The following is a 19507-nucleotide window of genomic DNA, read 5'->3' as shown; positions in this document are numbered from 1 at the left end:
CTCAGCTCCGCGCCTTCCCGAGCACCGACACCAACAGTTGCGTCAACGCGGCCGAGCGGGCCTTGGCCGGTTGGAAGCGGGTACCCGCCGCGAGCGGGGCCAGCCGGTTGCCCTCGGTCACCCGGGGGACCGTGCCGAGCGGGGAGCAGAGGAACACCCGCAGGTTCAGCCACGGCTCGCTGAGGACCTTGTACAGCGAGTCGTCGTGCCCCAGCCCGTACGCGATGCCGCAGCCGACCGTCGACATCACCAGGTCGCGCAGCAGCAGCCGCCCGGCGCCGCCGGGCTCGAGCGCGCGGTCGAGGTGGGCGGCGATCGACGGTACGGCGACGGTGCGGGCCGTCAGGCCGGGCTCGGCGTCGGGGTTGCCGATGCCGATCGTGTCCGGTTCGCCGCCGTGCACCAGGCGCCAGAACGCGGCCGGGTCGGAGTAGTGGTCCAGCAGTGCGGCCGCGACCTGGCGGGCCCGGCGCTCGCGGACCTCGTCGGCGGCGGCGACACCGGCGCGCAGGTACCCGAGCAGGCTCGCCGCCCCCTCGTCGGCCGCGGCGGCCGGGTCGGCGGCGCCGTCGGTCCGGTCGGCCCAGCGCTGGGCGGCGAAGGACAGGTACACCGCCGCGCCGTAGCCGACCGCGCCCGGCTCGCCGAGGTCGGCCAGCGGGTGCCCGGCGCCGCCGGGCCGGGGGAGCGCGGCGCGGATCAGGTCGCACTTGGTGATCGCCAGGTGGATGTCGACAGCCTTGCCCTGGTCGACGGCGAACATGTTGTCCACCAGGGAGAGTTGCTGGCCGATCTCCATCTGGATCAGGTCCCGGTTGGCCCGGGTGACGTCGGCGCCGAGGGCGGTGGTGCCGGGGCGGAGGCTGCCGTCGAGGATCTCGCCGTACGAGGCGTCGGTGCCGAAGCCGTCGCGCAGCCAGTGCAGCGCGTGGTCGGAGATCAGCGGGTCGACCACCCAGAGCAGGCCGTCGTAGTGGCGGAGCTGGACGGCCTCGCGGTCGGGGGCGTCCGGCGCGAACAGCTCGCCGGGCAGGTCGGCCAGGCCGGTCCAGGTCTGCCGGCCGGCGCAGTCGGTGCGCAGCACGAGCGGCTGGCGGAACCGCAGGCCCCAGTCGGCGGCCCGGTCCGGGCCGTTGACGACCGACACCCGGATCATCCGGCGGACCGCCTCCAGCGCGTCCGGCAGGTGCTCGGCCAGGATGCCGGCGGGCATGCCCTCGGTGTTGGTGCCGGTGGGCAGGATCGCCAGGCCCTCGCTGAGCGTCTGGGCGTACTCGCGGGCCCGGACGGTCAGCGGCACCTCCTCCAGCCGCCCCAGCGCCCGCCGCCGGACCCGGGCGTCGTCGCCGCGCGGGGCCAGCCGGTGCGGGTTGTCCAGGCTCTGGTTGAGCATGCGCAGGACCAGGTACGTCTTGCCGCTGGCCGGCGCCCCGAGCAGCGCGATCATGTTCCAGTCGGCCAGCTCGTCGGCGCCGGACCGGCGGCCCGCGGCGGCGGGGGCGTCCGGGTCGGGGAAGATGTGGCCGTCGCCGCAGAGCAGGTACACGAAGGACACCTCCCGCTCGTTGAACCGCGGGTTCGGCGACTCCTCGGGCTTGAAGTTGCGGCCCAGCGTGCGGACGCGCCAGGGCAGCCGGTTGTCCCGGTCGGCGTACCCGACCTCGAGCCGGAACGACGGCGGGTCGGCGAACATCGTGTGCCGCTCGCCGGACGGCCGCTGCACGGTCACCAGCCGCGGGTCGGCGCCCAGGCCGGAGCCGCAGACCGGGCAGTTCCAGCCGAACCGCTCGGCCTGCGGGCTGCCCTGGTCGGCCGGCGTGCGGCGGCGCCAGCGGGCGATCACGCGACCACCGCCCACAGCCAGCCGGCGGCGGCGATCAGCGCGGCCGCGGCCAGGCCGAGCACGACGCCGGCCGCGGTACCCCAGCGGCGGCCGGCCCGGGCGGCGGCGTCGAGGTACCCGGCCAGGCACGGCTCGACCTCGTCCACGATGGCGGCCGGGGCGCCCCGGCCGCGGGCCAGCCACTCGCCGAGCCGGTACCCGAGCAGGTCCAGCCTGCTCGCCGGCCCGCACGCGGCGGCGGCCCGGCGGCGGACGGCGGCCAGGCGCGGCAGCGGCGGGTGCCACTGATCCATCTACTTCCCCATTCCGACGGCGCCGATGGTGATCACGAGCGAGAGGGCGGCGAGGCCGCCGCACCAGGCGGCGGCGCGGCCGACCGCGGCCCGCACGGCCAGCTCCTCGGCGGTCTCGCGCAGGGCGTGGAACACCCGCTCGATCCGCTCGCGCTTGACCGCCCGGCCGGCGTTGGCGCGGTCCCGGATGCGCGCCAGGTGCCGCTCGTACGGGCCGACGTCCGCCCGCGGCAGCGGCACCGCGGCGCCGGCGGCGGGGCGGGGGACGCAGGCGGCCTCGGCGGCCCGGACCCGGTCCAGCCACGCCCGCGCCGACCAGCCGCCGGCCTCGATCGCCGGGGCGGTGCCGGCCCGGCTGAACGGCGCCACCAGCGCCTCGATCAGCGGCGCCCAGTGCCGGTCGGGGCGGTCCGGCCACAGCCGGCGCAGCGCGGCGGCGACCAGCGCGCGGTCGTCGGCGGGGCGGGCGCCGTTGTCCTCCTCGTCGGGTTGGAGCAGGATGCGGTCCACCCAGTCCCGGCCGGCGAGCGCGGTCAGCACGACGATCGCGAAGCCGAACCGGTCCTGGGCGCGCAGCAGGCCGGGGTCGATCGCCGGGCGGTCGGCGGCGGGCAGGGCGCGCCACTCGGCGACGCCGGCGTACTCGTACCACTCGGTCGTGCGCAGCATCGTCGGCGCCGGGTGCAGCCGGACCGCGGCGTCGGTGTCGATGAGCACGTACCCGGCGGCGCCGGCCCGGGAGTACCGGCAGACGTTCGCCGGCTTGACGTCGCAGTGGGCCAGCCCGACCCGGTGCATCGCGTCCAGGCCGGCGGCCAGGTCGACGAACTCGGCCAGGTGCTCGGTGCCCGGCGACGGGCGGTAGCCGTCCCAGTCCAGCTCCTCCATCCGCGGCGAGATGGCCAGCAGGCACAGCTCGGGCGCGGGCTGCTCGTCGCCGAACCAGGCCGGCAGCGGCGAGTCGGCCCGCTCCACCACCCGCTCGACCGGGGCGGCCAGCTCGGTCTGCAGGTCCTGCAGGCTCTCCTGCTGGCCGTCGCCGCGGATGATCTGGACCGGGACGACCGCCCACGGCGGCTCGATCGGGATCCGCGCCGGCCCCTCCAGGTCGGCGTTGGCGCGCTGCAGGTCCACGGCCTGTTGGCGCAGGTGCCGGCGCAGCGCGTCCACGTCGCCGGCGGTGTCGCAGCGGTACAGCTTGACGTGCCAGTCGGCCCAGCCGTCGGGCAGCCGGTTCTGCGCGCCGGTGTACCGGACCCGGGCGGTGACCGTGCGGTACCGGCCGGACTCCGCGCCCAGCGCCGGCACGGTGAACGTGGCCGTCCGCCCGGCCCCGCGCGGCGGCTCGACGGCGAGCGCGGCCCGCCAGCCCGGCCCGCGCAGCGTGATCACCAGCTCAGCCGGCATGGCCGTCCCCCTCCTCGGCCAGCGCGTACCGCAGCAGCGACGGCGTACCGCGGCCCTTGGCGTAGCCGATCGCGCCGGCCGGGCCGAGCCGGCGCCAGCGGCCGGGCGGCAGGTGCACGCCGTCCACGGTGACCAGCACCTCGGACCGGGCCCGGGTGCGGCCGAGCCGGACCTCGCCGCCGTCGTGCACGACGGCGAGCAGCGGCCCCCGCGGTACGGCCGACATGTAGTCCGGGATGCGCACGCTGGACACCGCGCCGCCGGCGACCGGGCCGCGGCCGACGACGACCGGGGTGGGGGTGGCGACCAGCGGGTACGACCAGGTCAGCTCGTCCCCGTAGGACAGCGTGAGCAGCACGGTCGCGGCGCGGGCCGGCGCGGCGACGGGCGCCCGGCCGGGCGGCGTCGCGTCCGGCCGGCGGATCGGCGCGGTGTCGGCGTCGGGGCCGGCGACGGGCGCGGTGGCCGGGCCGGTCCCGGTGGCGGTGGCCGGGCCGGTCGCGGTCGGGCCGGTCACGGGGGCGGTGGCCCGGGCGCGCAGCGGGACGGTCGGGTCGTCGCCGCGGGCGACGGCGTCGTCCGCGGGCGGCGACGGCGCCGGGATCGGGACGGTGGCCGCTCCGGCGCCGCCCGGCTCCGGCGGGGGGCCGGCGGGCGGCACCCGCGCGGCGCCGCGGCCGGGCGCGGCGCGCGGGCGGGGTTCGGGCGCGGCGCGCGGGCCGGGGTCGGGCGCGGTACCGGCGGCGGGGGACCGCGGCGGGGCCGGGCGCGGCGCCGGGACCGGGCGGGCCGGGGTGACCGGGTCGGTCGGCGGGCCCGGCGACCAGCGGCGGTCGTCGGTGGGCGGGGCGGCCAGCGGCGGGCGGATCTCCACCCGGAAGTGCGGCGGCGGCAGGGCCGGGTCGATGAGGAAGGTGATCCGGTGCAGGTGCGCGCCGCGCAGCTCGCGGTCCACCACCAGCCGCGCGTACCGGTACGCCTCGTCCCGCAGCGGCTCCGCCGCCGCCGCGTCGGCCAGCGTGATCACCGGCCGGACGCGCAGCGACGCCGGGTCCAGCGGCAGCTCGCGGGCGCACAGGCAGTAGTCGAGCAGCCGCTGCTGGAAGTCGCGCAGCGCGGCGGCGACGAAGCGCGGTGCCGGACTCATCGGGCCCTCCCCAGTGTCGTACCGATGACCTCGGCCAGCCGCCGCACCCGGGCGGCGCCGGCCGCCTCGTCCCGGGTCTCGGCGACGGCGGCGAACGCGACCGGGCCGCGCGCCGTGTCGACGAACCCGGCCAGCCAGGCGTGCTGCCGGACGAACTCCCCCGCCGGCAGCGGCTGCCCGGCGGGGACGACCTCGTGCGTGCCGGTCTTCACCCACAGCGGCGCGCCGACCCGGGCGGCCAGGCCGCGGGCGGTCCCGTCGACGGCCGTACCGGCGAGCGCCGCGCGCAGCCGCGCGGCGGCGGGCGCGGGCAGGGCGGCGTTGGTCCGCGGCGGCGCGGCGGCGGCCGGGCGGCCGCGGTCCGGCGTGGCGGCGGCCGTGACCAGCGTCGGCTGGACGGCCCGCCCGCCGTTGGCGACCGCGGCGAGCACCGTCGCCACGGCCAGCGGCGTGCCCTGGACGGCGCCGCCGCCGAGCGCGTCGTTGCCGATCGACACCCCGTCGCTGTCCGCCGGTACGCAGCTCGCCACGCCCCCGACCAGTGGCCCGTTGGCCCACGGCGGCACGTCCGCGCAGGCGCCGACGTGCAGCCCGAACGCGCCCGCCCGGGCGGCCACCCGGGCCCAGCCGAGCCGCCGGGCCAGCGCCACGAACGCCGTGTTGCACGACGTCGCCAGCGCCCGGGCGAGCGTGATCCGGCCGCCGGCCGCGCCGGTGCACGGGCCGCCGCCGGCGTTGGTGATCGTCCGGCCGGGGGCGAGGGTGATCGCGGTCGGGGCGGGCAGGGCGTCGTCCTCGGCGGTACCCGGCTCGCTGAGGTACTCGGCGGCGATGACCACCTTGAACACCGAGCCGAGCCCGTACCACTTGCCGAGCGCCCGGTTCACCCCCGGCTCGGGCAGCGCCACGGCGGGGTCGCCGTCGACCCACCGGCGCAGCTCCGCGGTCGCCGCGTCGGTGCCGGCGGGCGGGGTGACCGCGTCCCAGCGCCAGCAGTCGACCTGGCGGGCGCGGTCGCCGTCGCGGCGGCGGCAGCGTTCGTCCGGCCGGGTGCCGTCCGGGGTGCCGTCCGGGCCGAGCCGGCCGTAGTACGGGCGCTCGTTGGTCGCTCCGCCCGCGGCGCCGGCGGCGGCCGGGGGTGCGGCCGGGTCGCCCGGGGCGGAGGCGCTGGCCAGCACGTGCCCGGTCCGGGCGTCCACGGCGACGACGCCGCCGGCCAGCGGGCCGGTCGCGCCCGGCGCGGGCCGGCGCAGCTCCGCGGCGATCGCGTGCTGGAGCGCCGGGTCGATGGTCAGGTCCAGCCAGCCGTCCGGCCCGGTTGCCGCGGGCGGGGCGAGCCGGCGGGCCAGGTCGCTGCCGGCCGTACCGGCGACGACCCGCGGGTACGACCGCTCCAGCACCCCGATGTGCGCCGGCCCGACCCGGACCAGCCCGGCCAGGTCGGCCAGCTCCAGCCCGCCCGGCGGCGGCCCGGCCAGCGCCCACTCCCCGTCCGGCCGGACCTGGCGCAGCCCGGCCCGGCCGCCGAAGCGCACCTCGACGGCCGTCCGGTTCAGCGCGATCAGGTCGGTCGAGCAGCCGCGGGCGGCCGGCTGGGGCGAGGTCAGCCCGTCCCGGTCGGCGGCGCGCGCGGGGCAGGCGGGCCGGTGCTCGTCGTACGCCGCGGGCAGTCCGCCGGCCGGCAGCGGCGCCCGGTACGGCAGCACGGTCGCGACCGCGACCAGCAGCGCCGCGGCGGCCGCGCCCACGGCGACCCCCGACCACGCCGCGAACCGGCCGGGCGGCGGCGGGGCCGGCGCGCCCGGCGGGGCCAGCGCGACCACCGCCGCGACGGCGAGCAGGATCGCCAGCGTGCCCTGCCCGCCGCGGGACAGCAGCGGCGCCGGCACGCCGGAGTGCGGCAGCAGGTTGAGCGTGGCGGCGAGGACGAACAGGTACTGCCCGACCACCATCGCCGCCACCCCCGCGGCGAACAGCTCCGCCCCCGACGGCGCACCCCGGGTGGCGTGGTCGGCCGGGCGGGCGGCCCGCAGCAGCGCGGCGCCGAGCAGCAGCACCAGCACGGTGACGGCGAGCACGACCAGCCCGCCGAGCTTGTTCCAGGCGACCGCGAGGACGAAGTCGGTCGACCCGGCCGGCACCGCGCCCGACGCGGTGTCCCGCAGCCCGCGCCCCCACAGCCCGCCGTCGGCGATGGCCGCCAGCGCCCGGGCCACCTGGGAGCGCTCGCTCTCGGCGTCCGCGGCCAGCGAGCGCAGGCAGGCGACCGTACCGTCGGCCGCCGCGCCCGCCGCCGGCGCGGGGGCGCAGCCGGAGTCCCAGCGGAACGCCCACGGGTCCCGCCAGACGGTGATCCGCTCGCCGATGTAGTCGATCAGCCCCAGCGCCACCAGCAGCCCGGTCACGGCGGGGATCAGCAGGATCCGCCCGCCGCGCAGGAAGGACCAGTACCCGCCGAGCCGGTCCCGCCACTGCAGGCCGAACCGCAGCGGCCCGGTGTGCAGGGCGGCCATCCGGGCGGCGTTGGCCCGGATCGCCCCCGCGATCACCCCGACCGTCGCCGCGCACGCCGACACCAGCGTGCCGAAGTCCTGCCGCAGCCCGCTGGCCACGGCGACGAGGAAGAACAGCAGCAGCGGGTACAGCGCGAACCGGTTCGCCCGCCACTGCCGGGCCACCCACACCCGCCACCGCTCGCCGCCGCGCACCCGCACGCCGATCGCCGCGTACCGGTGGCTGTGGTACCCGACGACCACCGCGAGGGCGGCGATGAACAGCAGCTTGCCGTACTCCGGCGTCGCCACCCCGAGCACGGTCAGCCGGGCCGACCCGACCGACTCCCCGCCCAGCGGCAGCAGGAACGGCAGCGCCACGACCGCCGCCAGCCCGACCAGCGCGGCGGCCCGCCACCGCGTGTCCACCAGCCCGGCCAGCCGCCGCCCGGCCGCGCGCAGCCGCGCCGCCGCCGCGCCCCGGCCGGGCAGCCGGGCCAGCCCGAGCACCGCGGCCACGCCGAGCAGCGGGAAGGCCAGCGCGCCCCGCCCGGTCGCCAGCGCGTCGCCGCTCAGCCCGCCGGCGAACGGCGTGCCGGGGTCGGGGACGACCGCCAGCCGTACGGTCAGCAGCGCCCCCACCTCGAACAGCACGGCGGCCGCGAGCACCGCGCCCAGCGCCGGCCCGGCGGGCGCCCCGCGCCGGCGCAGCAGCCCCCGCGCGCCCGCGACCAGCGCCCCGACGGAACCGGCGACGAACACCAGCCACAGCGTGTCCACGGACCGGCTGAGCCAGAACCCCGCGGCCACCAGCGCCAGCGGCGGCCACAGCAGCCACGCCGGGGCGGCCGGGGAGCGGCCGAGCAGCCTGCCGACGCCGACGGCGGCCCAGGCGAGGCCGGCGAGGACCAGGAGGTTCGTGCTCGCCGGGCCGGTGAGCAGGGCGCTGATGATCGGTACCTCCGCCGGTTGGTCGCGGGGCGCACGGGCGCACGGGCGCGCGACACGGGGGAGCCGGGAACGGCGACAGGGACACTCCGAACAGGAGCGTCCCCGATGCTAGCGGCGGCGGGCGGGGCGGCGGGGGTGGTCCGCGGCGCCGGCCGCCCGGACCCGGGCGCCGGCCGGGCGCACCCCGCGGCCGAACGGCCATTCGGGCCGGGGTGGCCGCGTCGGGGGCCCGGCGTGGCTCGTTACGACGCCCGCTCGGCCGGCCGGACCGCGGCTTGCTCGGTCGGCCGGCTTGCTCGGTCGGCCGGCTCGCGCGGCTTGCTCGGTCGGGTCCGGGGGCGGCGGCCGCCCGCGGCCGGATCGCGGGGCGATCGGGGCGGGCGGGTGCCTGTCGGGCTCGGCGGCGGCCGGGGCGAGCGACGTCACCCGGTGGCGTCGATCAACCCACTGTGCCGGCGGGCGCCGGGGGCGTACACTCGCGATGACCTACTACTCCTAGCTGTTCGATAGGAAAACCAGGAGGCGTGCGATGGCGACCACGACACTCCGGGACGATCACCTCGAGATCGCCCGCCGGCACGCGCTGCCGGACGACTGGCCGAGCGCGCCCCGGTTCAACCCGGTCGACCGCTGGTACACCCGCCTCGCCGCGCACCCCGACCACGAGGTGTGGCTGCTCACCTGGCTCCCCGGCCAGGGCACCGACCTGCACGACCACGGCGGCTCGGCCGGCGCCCTGTACGTCGTCAGCGGCGCGCTCGCCGAGGAGGTCGCCGACCCCGCCCGCCCGGCCCGCCCGACGGCCCGCCACCTCGCCGCCGGGGACGGCCACCGGTTCGGCCCGCGGTACATCCACCGGATCACCAACCGGTCGCAGCGCCCGGCGGTCAGCGTCCACGTTTACGGCCCCGCGCTGACCACCATGACCCGGTACCGCGAGACCCCCGCCGGCCTGGCCGTCGCCGAGGTCGCCCGCGCCGGGGAGCAGTGGTGACGGCCACGCCGCCGCCCGGCTCCCGCGGCATCGACGAGCTGCTGGCCGGGGCCCGCGCCCGGCTGGTCCGGCTCGGCCCGCGCGACGCGGCCGCCGCCCACCGCGCCGGTGCCGTACTGGTGGACATCCGCCCGGCCGCGCAGCGCGGCGAGCACGGGGAGATCCCCGGCGCGCTGGTCATCGAGCGCAACGTGCTGGAGTGGCGGTTCGACCCGCGCAGCGACGCCCGGCTGGACTTCGCCGACCGGTACGACCTGCCGGTGATCGTGCTGTGCCAGGAGGGGTACACGTCGTCGCTGGCGGCGGCGGCGCTCCAGGACCTCGGGCTGTACCGGGCGACGGACCTCGCCGGCGGCTACGCCGCCTGGCGCTCCGCCGGCCTCCCGACCACCGCCTGACCGGCCCGCGCGAGCGGGAGCGCCCCGACGGATCAGCGCCCCGCCGGGGTGGTCGGGTCGGTGCGGACGGCCGGGGCCGGCGGGCGGGGTTCCGGGGTGCTGCCCGCGGTCTTGGTGCACGCCAGCGCGACACCCGCCCCGACGATGAGGCAGACGCCGATGATGCGCTCCTTGTTCGCCATCGCGCCCCCGTCCGCTGGTGGACCCCTATCGGCGCCCGGCCGCCCCGGCCGCCCGGAACCCCCGACAACCACCCGGTCGGCCGACAGCCGCGCCGGGGCGAGCCGCACCGCGGGGCCGGCGGGATCGTCCCCGGCGTCCGGTTCGGGACAGCGCGCGACGGGCGCGCACCCCCGTGGATGCACGCCCGTCGGATCTCGCGCCGACCCGGTGCGGGTCGGCCCCCTGACTACGAGGCCCGGCCGGCGGCCCGGCGGCGGGCCAGGAACAGTGCGCCGGCGCCGGTGCCGACCAGCCCCCCGGCCAGCAGGATCAGGGCGCTCAGCCCGGAGCCGGTGACCGGCAGTGAGGTCGAGGTGCCGCTGCTGCTCGGGTACGTCACCATCGGGACCGCGGTCGTCTTCGTCGGGGTCGGCGTGGGCTTGCCGTACGTGTGGGTCGGCTTGCTCGGCGTCGGCTTCACCGACGGCGGGCAGTCGGTCGGGGTGGGCTTCGGGGCGGACGTGGTCGGGGTGACGGTCGGCGGCGCCGTGGTCGGCGGGGCCGTCGTCGGGGGCGCGGTCGTCGGCGGCGTCGTCACCGGCGGCTTGGTGTACGTGGGGGTCGGGGTGGGCGGCGGGGGCGTGGTGCCGGGGCAGGTGAAGCCCAGGGTGAACTTCGGCGCCTTGCCGTTGATCTTGGCCGACGCGCCGGTCAGCTTCCAGCCGGCCGGGGTGACGATCCAGGCCCGGCTGGTGCCGCCGTGCTTGACGATGTCGTCGCCGTCGTTGGCGCCGTCGTCGATGACGATGGTCTTGTCGGAGTGGCGGTCGCCGTCGGTGTCGAACTTGACGGTCACCGAGCGGAAGTCGCCGTGGTGGCCGCGGTACGCGGGCAGCTCGAACACCCAGACGTCCTTGCCCTGGTACGGGCCGCCGCCGATGTCGGGCTCGCAGCGGTGGGTCGGGTAGTCGACGGCCTTGATCGGCAGCTTGCCGACGAAGGAGAAGCCGCAGGCGGCGGCCGGCATGGCGGTCGCGGCGAGGACAGCGGCGGTGACACCAGTGAGGACTGCTCCGGCGCGGATCAACAAGGCAGGACTCCAAGAAGTGAGGGGAGTTCAATACTCACTTCCGGGGTGAACCGGACGGATCCCGCTGACGGTCGGTCCGGGCCGAGCTGTCGACGCGCGTTGCCCGCCCGGCTGGCCGCCGTCAGACCGGACAAAGCGGCAACGCAAGCGCGATGCCTGATAAGTCGGACTCAGCCGAAATGCGTACGGTGATTGCTGGTTCGCACGGGGTGACGGTCGCCGGGGCGCGCCGGGTTCGGCGACTTGCCACCTCCCGCGCGGGTGACCCCACCCGGCACAGTGGATGCCCACCGGGCATGGACGACCGTTGCGGGTCCCGGCTACGGTCGGAGGGAGGTACGTACGGCGACCGCCACCGCACCTTCCGAAGCGAGGCACGCCCGCAACGGCACGGCCACGACACCGGCACAGCGCATCAATGGGGGATGCTGATGACCGAGCTGATCGACCGACCCGCGACCGACCCGCCCGCGACCGACCCCGCCCGGCCCGCGCTGCCGATGGCCCGGGGCTGCCCCTTCTCGCCGCCGGCGGAGTACGGCCGGCTGCGCGCCGAGGAGCCCGTCGCCCGGGTGAACCTGCCCAACGGCGAGTGGGCCTGGGCGGTGAGCCGGCACGAGGACGTGCGCACCGTGCTCGCCGACCCGCGGTTCAGCTCCGACCGGACGAACCCGCGGTTCCCGATGCTGGTCGCCGGCGACCGGCTCGACATCGACGCGCCGCGCCCGCTGATCAGCATGGACCCGCCCGAGCACGGGCCCGCCCGGCGGGCGGTGCTGGGCGAGTTCACCGTCCGGCGGATGCAGGCGCTGGAACCGCGGATCCAGCAGATCGTGGACGAGGCGATCGACGCGCTGCTGGCCGGGCCGCGGCCGGCGGACCTGGTCCGGATGGTGTCGCTGCCGGTGCCGTCGCTGGTGATCTGCGAGCTGCTCGGCGTGCCGTACGCCGACCACGAGTTCTTCCAGCAGCGCACCGGGCGCCTGATCAACCGGAACTCCACGCCGGACGAGCGGCGGACGGCGTTCGAGGACCTCCAGCGGTACCTGGACGACCTCGTCGCCGCGAAGGAGGCCGACCCCGGCGACGACCTGCTCGGCCGGCAGGTGCGCAAGCGCCGGGCGGACGGCACGTACGACCGCCCGGAGCTGGTCAGCCTGGCCTTCCTGCTGCTGGTCGCCGGCCACGAGACCACCGCGAACATGATCTCCCTGGGCGCGGTGATGCTGCTGCGCCACCCCGACCAGCGGGACCTGCTGCGCGCCGACCCCGCCCGGACCGAGGGCGCGGTGGAGGAGCTGCTGCGGTACTTCACCATCGCCGACCTGGCCACCAGCCGGGTCGCGGTCGCGGACGTCGAGGTGGGCGGGGTGCTGATCCGGGCCGGCGAGGGCGTGCTCGCGCTCGGCCAGGCCGCCGACCGGGACCCGGACGTGTTCCCGGACCCGGACCGGTTCGACGTCACCCGGGCCGCCCGGCACCACGTGGCGTTCGGGTACGGGCCGCACCAGTGCCTCGGCCAGAACCTCGCCCGGATGGAGCTGCGGATCACCGTGGACACCCTGCTGCGCCGGGTGCCCGGCCTGCGGCTGGCCGTGCCGGCCGAGGAGCTGCCGTTCAAGGACGACTCCTTCGTGTACGGGCTGCACGAACTGCCCGTCACCTGGTGACGGCGGTGCGGGTCGTCGTCGACCGGGACCGGTGCGTCGGCGCCGGGCAGTGCGTGCTGGCCGAGCCCCGCGTCTTCGACCAGGACGACCTCGACGGCACCGTCGTGCTGCGCGCCGAGCGGCCGCCGGCCGACGCGCTCCCCGCGGTCCGGATGGCGGTGGACCTCTGCCCGGGCCGCGCGCTGGCGCTCGACGAGGGGTAGCCGCCGGGCCCCCGATCGATGGACCGCGCCGGTGGAACTTTCAGGGCACGGTAGGCTGCGGGTGTATTCGCGGACATAACGGGAGTATTCGGTGGGGCGCAGGGCAGCAGTGGTGATCACCATGCTGGTGTCCGTGCTGCTCCTGCACCCCGTTGCCGCGCGGGCCGCGCTGCCCGCCGGGATCGCCGCCGCCGACACCCCGGCCGGGCTGGCCGGCGGGTGCGGGCTGTTCACCGGTACCGACCCGGCCGGGCTGCCGCCGCGCGGCACCCGGGCCGGCGCCCCGCCGGCGCACCGGACCCAGCCGGCGGCCGACGTCGTCCTGCTCGTGGTGGAGCTGCCCGCGACCCGCTGGGGTACCCGCGGCGCCGGCGCGTACGGCACGGACGTGCCCGCCACCCCGGTCCCGGTCCGAATACTGCGCTGCTGACGGGTACGCCGCGCCCGCGGACGGTCGACCACCACCGGTGACACGCCGGCGAACGCGCTCCCACGCCGGAGCGCGGGCCGCCACCTCCACCCGCGCACACCCCCGCACCGCAGAAGGGGAGACATGCTCCCGGCCCGCCTGCGCACGCTCCGCTACGACCTGCCCGCCTCGCTCGTCGTCTTCCTCGTCGCCCTCCCGCTCTGCGTCGGCGTGGCCGTCGCCTCCGGCGTCCCCGCCGAGCTGGGCCTCATCACCGGCATCGTCGGCGGCCTCGTCGCCGGCGCGCTGCCGGGCAGCGCGCTCCAGGTCTCCGGCCCCGCCGCCGGGCTGACCGTGCTGGTCTTCGAGTGCGTCCGTACCCACGGCCTCGACAGCCTCGGCATCACCGTGCTCGCCGCCGGCGTGCTCCAGGTGCTGCTCGGGCTGCTGCGGTTCGGCCGCTGGTTCCGGGCGATCTCGGTCGCCGTCGTCGAGGGGATGCTCGCCGGCATCGGCCTGGTGCTCATCCTCGGCCAGGTCTACGCGCTCGCCGACCGGCCGACGCCGGACGACACCGTCGGGAAGCTCGCCGGGCTGCCCGGCCTCGTCGCCGGCCTCGTCAGCTCGCCGGCCGCCGCCCGGGCGGGCGCCGTCGGCCTCGGCACGCTCGCCGTGATCCTGCTCTGGCCGCGGCTGCCCGGGCCGGTCCGCCGCGTCCCCGGCGTGCTCGTGGCCATCGCGCTCGCGACCGCGGTCACCGCGCTGGCCGGCGTACCGGTGGCGACGCTGGACGTGAGCGGCCTCTGGGCCGCGGTCCGGCTGCCGGACGCCGCCGCGCTCGCCGGGCTGGCGGACCCGGCGCTGCTCGGTACCGTGCTGGCGTTCGCGCTGATCGCCTCGGCGGAGAGCCTGTTCAGCGCGGCGGCCGTCGACCGGATGCACCGGGGGCGGCCCACCGACTTCGACCGGGAGCTGGTCGCGCAGGGTACGGGCAACGTGGTCTGCGGGGCGGTCGGCGCCCTGCCGATGACCGCGGTGATCGTGCGCAGCGCCGCCAACGTCCGGGCCGGCGCGCGGACCCGGGCGTCCCGGGTGCTGCACGGCGCCTGGCTGCTGCTGTTCGCGGCGCTGCTGCCGGCGGCGATCGGGCTGATCCCGATCGCGGCGCTGGCCGCCGTCCTGCTGCACGCCGGCGCCAAGTTGCTGCCCGTCGCCCGGACCCGGCAGTGGTGGCGGGAGCAGCGCGGCGAGGCGGTGATCCTGCTGCTGACCGCGGCGGCGATTCTCGCCACGAACATGTTCGAGGGCATCCTCGTCGGGCTCGCGGCGGCGGTCTTCAAGACCGCCTGGGACACCTCCCGGGTGCAGGTCGTGGTCCGGGACGAGGAGCCCGGGCCGGTCCGGGTGACGCTGGTCGGCAGCGCGACGTTCCTGCGGCTGCCGCAGGTGCTGGAGCGGCTGGAGACGCTGCCGAAGCGGCGGACGATCGACCTGCACCTGTCCACGCTGCGCCACCTCGACCACGCGACCCGGCTGGCGCTGGAGGAGTGGGCGGCGACGCACAACGCGGACAGCGAGCGCGTCCGCATCGTCCAGCCGATCTGAGCGCGTCGCCGCGGCAGTGCGTCGGCCCCTGCGGGCCGGCCGGCCGGCGGCCTCCGGCGCGCGCCGCGGGCCGTCCGCAGTGGACGCGCGGCCGGCGGCCTGCGACGCGCGCGGTCCGGCCGCAGTGGATCGCGGTCAGGGTGGCGGGTCGGCGGCGGCGCGCAGCCGGGTCGCGAGCTGCACCCGGGACCGGACGCCCAGCTTCCGGTACACCCGGGTCAGCGTCGCCTCGACCGTCTTCACGCTGACGCTCAGCGTCCCCGCGATCTCCACGTTGCCCGCGCCGCGGCCCACCAGGTCGGCGATCCGTTGCTCGGTGTCGGTGAGCGCGACCTCGCTCGCCCGGCCGCCGGCCGGGTCCAGCCGGCGCAGCGCCGCCGCCGCCCGCCGGGCCCACGGCCGGGCGCCGACCGCGTCGAACAGCTCGCCCGCTCGCCGGATCGCCGCCCGGGCCGCCGCCCGGCGGCGCCGCCGCCGCTCGACCGCGCCGAGGGCGAGCAGCGTCCGGCCCTGCTCGATCGGCAGGCCGCGGGCCGCGAACGCCCCGGCCGCGCCGGTGAGCAGCGCCGCCGCCGCGTCCGGGTCGCCGCGCCCGGCGGCGAGCAGCCCGGCCGCGCGGTCGAGCTGCACGGCCACCCCGGACCGGTCCAGCGCCGCCGCCTCGAGCCGGGTCCGGTCGATCAGCTCGGCGGCCTCGTCGGTACGGCCGAGGGCGGCTAGGTTCTCCGCCAGGTCGGCGTGCCAGCGCAGCACCGACGGGTCGGCCACCCGCTGCGCGGCCTCCAGGTCCCGGACCCGCTCCAGCGCCGCCAGCGCCTCCACCGGGCGGTCGGTGGTGAGCAGCACCTGACCGAGCGCGAACAGGTTCCGGGACAGGAACACCAGGTCCTGCTCCTGCTCGGACGCCGCCGCCCCGCGCCGGGCGAAGTCGGCGGCCCGGTCCGCGTCGCCGCCGGCCGCCTCGGCCAGCGCCGCCGTGTACCGGGCCGGGCCGGGGGACAGCCCCGCGTCGTCGGTCAGCCCGACCGCCCGGTGCGCGTACCGCAGCGCCGCCGCGCACGCCCCCGCCCGCGCCTCCACCTCGGCGAGGCTGCGCAGGACGTCCACCGTGTCCTCCACCGCGCCGGACCGCTCCGCCTCGGGCAGCAGCGCCAGCAGCGCCGCCCGGGCGTCGCCCAGCCGGTCGTCGAACAGCGCGTGCCGCACCGCCAGGTACCGCGGCGACCGGTGCACGTCCAGCGCCCCCGCCGGCAGCGGCAGCGCCAGCGCCCGGGCCAGCACCGCCTCGGCGTCCGGCCGGCCGAGCAGCCGCTCGGTACGGGCCTGCATGGTCAGCGCGAGCGCCCGGGTGGTGACGTCGCCGCCGCGGTCGGCCAGCTCGGCGGCCTGCGCGGCCAGCGCCAGCGCGCGGGCGGGGTCGCCGCCGTTGACGTTGGCCCGGCTGGACTCCCGCACCCGTACCCGGGCCAGCAGCTCGGGGTGCGGACCGGCCTCGGCGGCGGCCCGGGCGAACAGCTCGTCGCTGTCCGCGAGGTCCTGCCCGGCGGTGTCCAGCAGGGCCAGCAGCGCGGCCACCCGGTGCGGCGGCTGCTCGCTGCGGTCCAGCACCAGCCCCGCGGCGGCCCGGGCCCGGCCCGCGTCGCCGGCCCGGGCGGCGTCCCGGACGGCGGCGAGCGCCCGGTCCAGCGGCACCCCGCCGGCGTCGGGCGTGCGCTGCGCGGCGAGCAGACTCAGCTCGGCGGCCAGCGCCCGGTCGCCGCGCCGGTGGGCCAGGCCGGCGGCCCGCTCGGCCTCGGCCGCCACCGGCTCGGCCGGGGCGTCGGCGGCCAGCGCGGCGTGCCGGGCCCGGCGCACCGGGTCGTCGTCGGCCGAGGCCAGGTCGCCGTGCAGCCGCTGCCGCTTCGCGTGCGGCAGGCCGGCGACCAGCGCCGCCGGGACCACCCCGGCCGGGAACGCCACCCGCCCGTCCACCCCGAGCGTCGCCAGGCCGGCGGCCACGGCCGCGGCCAGGTGGCCGTCGACCGCGGGCCCGGCCAGCCGGTGCAGCAGCGGTACCGTCGCCGGCTCGGCCAGCGCCGCCAGCGTCAGCGTCCGCCGGGCGTCGGCGGGCAGCTCGGCCAGCCACTCCCCGACCAGCTCGCGGACGGCCGCCGGCAGCTCCGGTACCCCCGCCGGGAGCGCCGGCTCGGCGGCGTGCAGCGGTCCGTCGGGCGCGGCGAGGCGCAGCGCCAGGGCCGGGTTACCGCCGGTCAGCGCGTGTACCCGCCCGGCCCAGCGGTAGTGCACGCCCGCCCCGGCGAGCAGCTCGGCGACCCCGTCCACGGTCAGCGGCGGCACCCGCCACACCCGCGGCGCGTCCCCGCCGAGCGCCGCCGCCCGGCGCGGTACGTCCGGCGCCCGCTCGGCGGCGATCACCGGCAGGTCGGGTACCTGGCGCAGCGCCCAGCCCAGCACCCCGGCGCTCGGCTCGTCCAGCCACTGCGCGTTGTCCACGACCAGCACCAGCGGCGGCACCCGGCCGAGCAGGTGCGCGACGAGCTGGCGCAGGTGCAGGTCCCCGCCCGTACCGGCGGCGACCGCCGCGCCCACCGCCGCCGTCCCCGGCCCGGCCGGCAGCACGCCGGCCAGCTCGGCCAGCCCCGCGTACGGGACGTCCCGGTCGGCCCGCTGCGGCCGCAGCCACACCGCCGGCGCCGGCCGGCGGGCGGCCAGCGCCGCGGCCAGCGTCGACGTACCGATCCCGGCCGGCCCGACCAGCACCACCCGGCGGTCGCCGTCGAACCCGGCCAGCGCCATGCCGCGCCCGATCAGCTCGGTATTCACGGGAGTCATCGACGACGTCACCGTTCCATACTGCGCCATTGACCGGCGCCCAACGGCATGACCAGGGGTTTCCCCAATTCCGAATCGCCGGCGCCGGGCCTAGCGTCGGCGACACCCCTCCTTACCTCTCCCCTGGAGTTCCCATGCACCCCCGAACGCTGTGGCCCGCCCTCGCCGCGGGCGCGCTGTCCCTCCCACTCGCGCCCGCCGCCACCCCGGCAGTGGCCGCGCCCGCCGCCGCACGCGCCGCGGCCGTGCCCGCTGTCGCCGTGCCCGTCGCCGCCGTGCCCGGCGTCGCGGCCGGCGGCTCGCCGGTCGGTCCGGCCGGCGCGGGCGTCGAGCCGCCCGCCGCGCTCGTCGCCGCGCTGGGCCGCGACCTCGGCCTCGCCCCCGCCGCCGCCCGGGCCCGGCTCGCCGCCGAGGCCCGGGCCCAGCGGCTGGCCGCCGCGCTGCCGGCCGGGCCGGGCGTGGCCGGGCGCTGGTACGACGCCGCCACCGGCGACCTCGTCGTCGCCGTCTCCGACGCCGGTACAGCCGCCGCCGTCCGCGCGCTCGGCGCCCGGCCGGTGACCGCCGCGCGCTCGCGGGCGGAGCTGGACGAGCTGACCTCGGCCGTACGCGACATCGTCGGCGACGGTGAGGGCGTCACGGGCTGGGGTGCGGACCCGGCCACCGGCCGGGTCACCGTGCGGGTCGACCGGCAGACCCGTACCGCCGCCACGGCGGCGCTGCTGGACCGGCTGCGGCCGCTCGGCGACGCGATCACGATCGTGGCGGTCGACGGCGCGCCGGTCCAGCAGGGCGGCGCGGTGCAGCCGGGCAGCCCGTGGTGGCCGGGCGGGGAGACGAACTGCTCGATCGGCTTCCCGGCGACGGACGCGGACGGCGGCAAGCACTTCCTGACCGCCGGCCACTGCACCAACGACCGGGACCAGCCCGCGTACGGGCAGTCCGGCAAGCAGAACCGCATCGGCACCAGCAACGCCGGCGGCAGCCGCTCGGTGAACGCCCGCGAGGGCGACATGGGCGTGGTCGCGGTGACCGAGGCGGACTGGACGCTGTCCGCCGCGGTGAACACGTGGGGCGGCCCGGCGGTCGCGGTGACCGGCTCGGTCGAGCCGCTGACCGGCCGGTCCGTCTGCCACTCGGGCAACACGTCGAAGTGGCGCTGCGGCACGGTCACGGCCGTCGACCAGACCGTCGACTACGGCACGCTGAGGATCGAGGGCCTGGCGTACACGACGGCGTGCTCGATGGGCGGCGACTCCGGCGGCGCATGGCTGGCCGGCGACAAGGCGGTGGGCCTGCACTCGGGCGGCCGCTCGTCCTGCTCGCCGGGCGGCGCCGACGACCAGTCGATCCTCCAACCGGTCAACGAGTCCCTGAAGAAGTGGAACCTCACCCTGGTGACGGCCGCTCCCTGAGCCCCGCTGCGCCGCCCGGCGGGGCGCCGCCCGGCCGGCGGCCCGGGCGGCGCGGGAGTGGGTGCACTCGTGGCGGCCCCCGGCACCACGAACGCACCCGCTCCGGGGAACGCCCCGCGCGGGGCCGCGGCCGGGCCGGGCGCCGGCCATCGACTCCGGGTGGGGGGATCGGTGGCCGGCGCCCGGGACGTCAGGCGGGCGGCGGGTGGTGGTGGATCTCCTGGGTGCCGTACATGACGCCGTAGGCGGTGCCGGCGCCGGTCGCGGTGATCCGCTGGACCGGGCCGGGGGCGGCGGGGCGCAGCCCCGCGAGCAGATCGCGCAGCGGCCCGGCCGCGCCGGGGTCGTCGGCCAGCAGGTCCGCGAGCCGTACCTCCCGGGCGACCCGGGCCCGCTCCGCGCTGCCGCCCCGGGCCAGTTCGGCGGCGGTGGCGTCCAGCCGGGCGGCGGCGCGGCGCTCCCGGTCGGCGTCGCCGCACCCGAGGGCCCGGGCGAGCCGCGGCCGGACCGTCCGCCAGGTCTCCGTCAGCACCACCTCGACGATGGCCGCGGCGCCGGCGGCGGCCAGGGCGGGAATCCAATCCGCCTCCACGCCG

Annotated in this window: 16 protein-coding genes; 7 read left to right on the top strand and 9 right to left on the bottom strand. The window is 78.6% G+C overall.

Going from position 1 to position 19507, the window contains the following annotated elements; genetic code table 11:
* Position 1: 1 nt before the first annotated feature.
* From IEY94_RS20495 to IEY94_RS20475, 5 genes are read right to left on the bottom strand one after another with little or no spacing between them, the layout of a single operon-like run.
* On the bottom strand, positions 2-1843 hold the full coding sequence (locus IEY94_RS20495; protein WP_189171866.1) for a hypothetical protein: 1842 nt from the start codon (positions 1841-1843) through the stop codon (positions 2-4).
* A complete protein-coding gene (locus IEY94_RS20490) occupies positions 1840-2136 on the bottom strand; it encodes a hypothetical protein (RefSeq protein WP_189171865.1) in 297 nt (98 codons plus the stop codon). The genes IEY94_RS20495 and IEY94_RS20490 overlap by 4 nt, the downstream gene beginning before the upstream one ends.
* The gene (locus IEY94_RS20485; protein WP_189171864.1) at positions 2137-3543 is read right to left on the bottom strand and encodes a serine/threonine-protein kinase; all 1407 of its coding nucleotides are present in this window, start codon (positions 3541-3543) and stop codon (positions 2137-2139) included.
* Entirely contained in the window at positions 3533-4690 is a 1158-nt protein-coding gene (locus IEY94_RS20480) for a hypothetical protein (RefSeq protein ID WP_189171863.1), read from the bottom strand. The genes IEY94_RS20485 and IEY94_RS20480 overlap by 11 nt, the downstream gene beginning before the upstream one ends.
* A complete protein-coding gene (locus IEY94_RS20475) occupies positions 4687-7992 on the bottom strand; it encodes an FtsW/RodA/SpoVE family cell cycle protein (RefSeq protein WP_189171862.1) in 3306 nt (1101 codons plus the stop codon). The genes IEY94_RS20480 and IEY94_RS20475 overlap by 4 nt, the downstream gene beginning before the upstream one ends.
* A 670-nt stretch (positions 7993-8662) precedes the next feature.
* On the opposite strand from IEY94_RS20475, the gene IEY94_RS20470 reads away from it, so the two are divergent.
* Together IEY94_RS20470 and IEY94_RS20465 are read left to right on the top strand one after the other, a co-directional pair.
* Complete coding sequence (locus IEY94_RS20470) at positions 8663-9127, top strand: cysteine dioxygenase (RefSeq protein ID WP_189171861.1); 465 nt, start codon at positions 8663-8665, stop codon at positions 9125-9127.
* Positions 9121-9525, top strand: a complete 405-nt coding sequence (locus IEY94_RS20465; protein ID WP_373291339.1) for a rhodanese-like domain-containing protein — start codon at positions 9121-9123, stop codon at positions 9523-9525. The genes IEY94_RS20470 and IEY94_RS20465 overlap by 7 nt, the downstream gene beginning before the upstream one ends.
* Before the next feature lie 32 nt (positions 9526-9557).
* Here the strand turns inward: IEY94_RS20465 and IEY94_RS20460 are convergent, their stop codons facing one another.
* Positions 9558-9707 carry a hypothetical protein gene (locus IEY94_RS20460; protein WP_189171859.1) on the bottom strand — a complete coding sequence of 50 codons (150 nt, stop codon included), beginning with the start codon at positions 9705-9707 and terminating at the stop codon, positions 9558-9560.
* Positions 9708-9934: 227 nt separating this feature from the next.
* Complete coding sequence (locus IEY94_RS20455) at positions 9935-10777, bottom strand: hypothetical protein (protein WP_189171858.1); 843 nt, start codon at positions 10775-10777, stop codon at positions 9935-9937.
* A gap of 431 nt (positions 10778-11208) precedes the next feature.
* Between IEY94_RS20455 and IEY94_RS20450 the strand changes: the two genes are divergently transcribed.
* The 4 genes from IEY94_RS20450 to IEY94_RS20435 all read left to right on the top strand — a co-directional run bounded on the left by IEY94_RS20450 (position 11209) and on the right by IEY94_RS20435 (position 14664).
* Positions 11209-12447: a cytochrome P450 gene (locus IEY94_RS20450; RefSeq protein WP_189171857.1), complete on the top strand. Its 1239-nt coding sequence runs from the start codon at positions 11209-11211 to the stop codon at positions 12445-12447.
* 5 nt (positions 12448-12452) lie between these two features.
* Positions 12453-12650 carry a ferredoxin gene (locus IEY94_RS20445; RefSeq protein WP_189171938.1) on the top strand — a complete coding sequence of 66 codons (198 nt, stop codon included), beginning with the start codon at positions 12453-12455 and terminating at the stop codon, positions 12648-12650.
* 121 nt (positions 12651-12771) lie between these two features.
* Positions 12772-13080 carry a hypothetical protein gene (locus tag IEY94_RS20440; RefSeq protein ID WP_189171856.1) on the top strand — a complete coding sequence of 103 codons (309 nt, stop codon included), beginning with the start codon at positions 12772-12774 and terminating at the stop codon, positions 13078-13080.
* 123 nt (positions 13081-13203) lie between these two features.
* Positions 13204-14664, top strand: coding sequence for a SulP family inorganic anion transporter (locus IEY94_RS20435; protein ID WP_189171855.1), 1461 nt, complete (start codon positions 13204-13206; stop codon positions 14662-14664).
* Positions 14665-14799: 135 nt separating this feature from the next.
* Here the strand turns inward: IEY94_RS20435 and IEY94_RS20430 are convergent, their stop codons facing one another.
* The gene (locus tag IEY94_RS20430) at positions 14800-17496 is read right to left on the bottom strand and encodes a helix-turn-helix transcriptional regulator (RefSeq protein ID WP_189171854.1); all 2697 of its coding nucleotides are present in this window, start codon (positions 17494-17496) and stop codon (positions 14800-14802) included.
* A gap of 134 nt (positions 17497-17630) precedes the next feature.
* Here IEY94_RS20430 and IEY94_RS20425 point away from each other — a divergent pair, with 134 nt between their 5' ends.
* Positions 17631-18911: a S1 family peptidase gene (locus IEY94_RS20425; RefSeq protein WP_189171853.1), complete on the top strand. Its 1281-nt coding sequence runs from the start codon at positions 17631-17633 to the stop codon at positions 18909-18911.
* Positions 18912-19101: 190 nt separating this feature from the next.
* Here IEY94_RS20425 and IEY94_RS20420 read toward each other — a convergent pair whose 3' ends face one another.
* Positions 19102-19503 (bottom strand): hypothetical protein, encoded by a 402-nt coding sequence (locus IEY94_RS20420; RefSeq protein ID WP_189171852.1) that lies wholly within the window; start codon positions 19501-19503, stop codon positions 19102-19104.
* Positions 19504-19507 lie beyond the last annotated feature (4 nt).

It is taken from the genome of Pilimelia anulata, from assembly GCF_014647895.1.
Taxonomy (GTDB): Bacteria; Actinomycetota; Actinomycetes; order Mycobacteriales; family Micromonosporaceae; genus Pilimelia; species Pilimelia anulata.
Note: the sequence above shows the minus strand (reverse complement) of the source record. Positions and strands in the feature narration are given on the sequence as shown.

Bases quoted from the DNA above. Each gene is read 5' to 3' on its own strand.
- IEY94_RS20490 (WP_189171865.1), bottom strand. From the start codon at position 2,136: ATGGATCAGTGGCACCCGCCGCTGCCGCGCCTGGCCGCCGTCCGCCGC.
- IEY94_RS20485 (WP_189171864.1), bottom strand. From the start codon at position 3,543: ATGCCGGCTGAGCTGGTGATCACGCTGCGCGGGCCGGGCTGGCGGGCC.
- IEY94_RS20480 (WP_189171863.1), bottom strand. From the start codon at position 4,690: ATGAGTCCGGCACCGCGCTTCGTCGCCGCCGCGCTGCGCGACTTCCAG.
- IEY94_RS20470 (WP_189171861.1), top strand. From the start codon at position 8,663: ATGGCGACCACGACACTCCGGGACGATCACCTCGAGATCGCCCGCCGG.
- IEY94_RS20460 (WP_189171859.1), bottom strand. From the start codon at position 9,707: ATGGCGAACAAGGAGCGCATCATCGGCGTCTGCCTCATCGTCGGGGCG.
- IEY94_RS20450 (WP_189171857.1), top strand. From the start codon at position 11,209: ATGACCGAGCTGATCGACCGACCCGCGACCGACCCGCCCGCGACCGAC.
- IEY94_RS20440 (WP_189171856.1), top strand. From the start codon at position 12,772: ATGCTGGTGTCCGTGCTGCTCCTGCACCCCGTTGCCGCGCGGGCCGCG.
- IEY94_RS20435 (WP_189171855.1), top strand. From the start codon at position 13,204: ATGCTCCCGGCCCGCCTGCGCACGCTCCGCTACGACCTGCCCGCCTCG.
- IEY94_RS20430 (WP_189171854.1), bottom strand. From the start codon at position 17,496: ATGACTCCCGTGAATACCGAGCTGATCGGGCGCGGCATGGCGCTGGCC.
- IEY94_RS20425 (WP_189171853.1), top strand. From the start codon at position 17,631: ATGCACCCCCGAACGCTGTGGCCCGCCCTCGCCGCGGGCGCGCTGTCC.